At 71.0% G+C, this 2,726-nt stretch carries 1 protein-coding gene; it reads left to right on the top strand.

Translation table 11 applies throughout. The features are described 5' to 3' along the window. The coding region (locus tag SCWH03_RS28155; protein WP_173267742.1) for a type I polyketide synthase at positions 1-2,726 on the top strand (2,726 nt) is incomplete at both ends.

Genomic DNA, 2,726 nt, shown 5'->3' with positions numbered 1-2,726 from the left:
GACTCCATCGGACACCCGCTGCTCGGCGCCGCCGTCGAACTCGCCGACGGCGAAGGCGTCGTCTTCACCAGCAGGATCTCCCTGCGTACCCATCCCTGGCTCGCCGACCACGTGATCATGGATCGGACTCTGGTGCCCGGTGCCGCGCTGGTCGAGCTGGCGCTGCGGGCCGGCGACGAGGCCGGCTGCGACACGGTGGAAGAGCTGACCCTCGCCGCACCGCTGGAGCTTCCCGAGCGCGGCGCGGTGCAGATCCGGCTGCGGGTGTCCGCCGAGGACGAGACGGGCCGCCGTCCCTTCACCATCCATGCGCGGCCGGAGAACCACACCGACCTCACGTGGACCCGGCATGCCTCCGGGGCGCTCGCGAACGGTGAGCGGCAGATCGACTTCGACGCCACCGTGTGGCCCCCGGCCGGAGCCGAAGCCTTCGCCCTCGACGGCGTGTACGAGCGTTTCGCCGAGGCCGGCTTCGGATATGGGCCCACGTTCCAGGGGCTCCAGGCCGCCTGGCGTCTGGGTGACGAGATATACGCCGAGATCGCCCTGCCCGACGCGGTGGATCCGGGCGGCTACGGACTGCACCCGGCGCTGCTCGACGCCGCCCTGCACGCGGCGCTGCTGGATGAGTCGGCCGAGGCAGGGTTGCCGTTCAGCTGGGAAGGTGTCGACCTGCACGCCACCGGGGCGGCACGCCTGCGCCTGCGTATGACACGCGACGCGACCGGTACCGTCCGCGGGCTCGCGCTCGCCGACACCACCGGGGCGCCGGTCGCCTCGATCGGTTCCCTTGTCGTCCGTCCGGCCGCCGCCGACCGGCTCGGCGCTCAGGGCGTCGGCCGCGACGCAATCTTCGGCGTCGAGTGGGTGCCCGTCGGCACCGAGGCGGCGGTTCCTGCCGGCAGTGTGGCGATCGTCGGCGAGGACCTGTTCGGGCTCGGCTTCGCGACCGCCACTTCGCCGGAATCCGGTGAGGCCGCCGTCGTCATGCTGCCGGTAGCCGGAGACGGTGACGTGGTGGCGGCGGCGCATTCCGCCGGTGCGCGTGTCCTGGCCGCCCTGCAGGAGTGGATCGCGACCGAGCGGCCCGGGAGGCTCGTGGTCGTCACCCGAGGGGCCACCACAGGTGTGGATCTGGCGGGTGCGGCCGTGTGGGGCCTGGTGCGTTCGGCGCAGTCCGAGCATCCGGGCCGCTTCGGCCTGGTCGACCTGCCCGGCGACGGGACCGGCACCGAGCTGATCGCATCGGCCCTCGCGCTGGACGAGCCGCAGCTCTCGATCCGCGACAGCGGGGTACTGGCTGCCCGCCTGACCCGCGCCGGCGCCCAGCCGAGCCTCGCCACCCCCCAGTCGGTCGATGTCACCTGGGAGGGACAGGTCCTTGTCACCGGTGGCACCGATGGTCTCGGTCGCCTGATCGCCCGGCATCTCGTCCAACGGCACGGTGTGCGTGACCTGCTGCTGGTCAGCCGTCGCGGTCAGGCCGATACCGGTGAACTGGAGGCTCTGGGCGCCACTGTCACCGTGGCTGCCTGCGATGTCGCCGACCGGGACGCGCTGGCGGAACTTCTGACCCGGCACCGGGTAAGGGGTGTCGTGCACGCGGCGGGCGTTCTCGACGACGGCGTGATCACCTCGATGACACCGGGACGCCTCGAGGGGGTGCTGCGGCCGAAGGTGGATGCTGCCTGGTATCTGCACGAACTCACCAGGGACCTTGATCTGACGGCCTTTGTGGTGTTCTCTTCGGCTGCGGGTGTGTTCGGTACGGCCGGGCAGGGGAACTACGCGGCGGGCAATGCGTTCCTCGACGCGCTTGCCGTGCATCGCAGGGAGCAGGGCCTGCCCGCCGTCTCCCTGGCGTGGGGCTTGTGGTCCGAAGCAGGCGGCATGGCCGGGGGCCTGTCGGAGGCCGAGGTCGCCCGCATGGCGGGCGCGGGTATGCCGCCGATCACCGCCCAGGGGGGAACGGAGCTCTTCGACGCCGCGCTCACCGTCGGCGAACCCCTCGTGCTTCCCGTACGGCTCGACCTTACGGTGCTGCGCACCCAGGCTGTGGTCGCCCCGCTACTGCGCGGACTCGTCCGCACCCGGGTACGACGTGCCGTCGCGGGCTCGGGGGCCGCGTCCTCACTCGCCGGGCGCCTCACCACGCTCGACGCGACAGCCCGCCGTACCGAACTCGTCGGCCTGGTGTGTGCCCAGGCGGCGCGGGCACTGGGGCACGCGGATGTCGACGCGGTCGACTCCACACGGGCCTTCCAGGACCTCGGCTTCGACTCGCTCACGGCAGTCGAGTTCCGCAACCAGCTCACGGCTGCGACGGGTCTGAAACTGCCTGCGACGCTCGTCTTCGACTATCCGACCGCACTCGCTCTGGCCGACCACCTGCACTCCGAGCTGTTCGATTCCCCAACGGACACCGCCCAACTGCTCCCTGTGGCGGCGCAGACGACGGACGATCCGATCGTCATCGTGGGCATGGCCTGCCGTTACCCGGGTGGGGTCGCGAGCCCCGAGGAGTTGTGGGACCTGGTGCTGGACGGTACCGATGCGATCAGCGGCTTTCCGACGAATCGGGGGTGGGACCTGGATGCGTTGTATCATCCGGACCCCGATCACGCCGGTACGTCGTATACGCGTTCCGGTGGTTTTCTGCACGATGCCGACCTGTTCGATCCCGAGTTCTTCGGTATGTCCCCGCGTGAGGCGCTGGCGACCGACGC

The organism is Streptomyces pacificus (assembly GCF_011766325.1).
Classification (GTDB): Bacteria; Actinomycetota; Actinomycetes; order Streptomycetales; family Streptomycetaceae; genus Streptomyces; species Streptomyces pacificus.
Note: the sequence above shows the minus strand (reverse complement) of the source record. Positions and strands in the feature narration are given on the sequence as shown.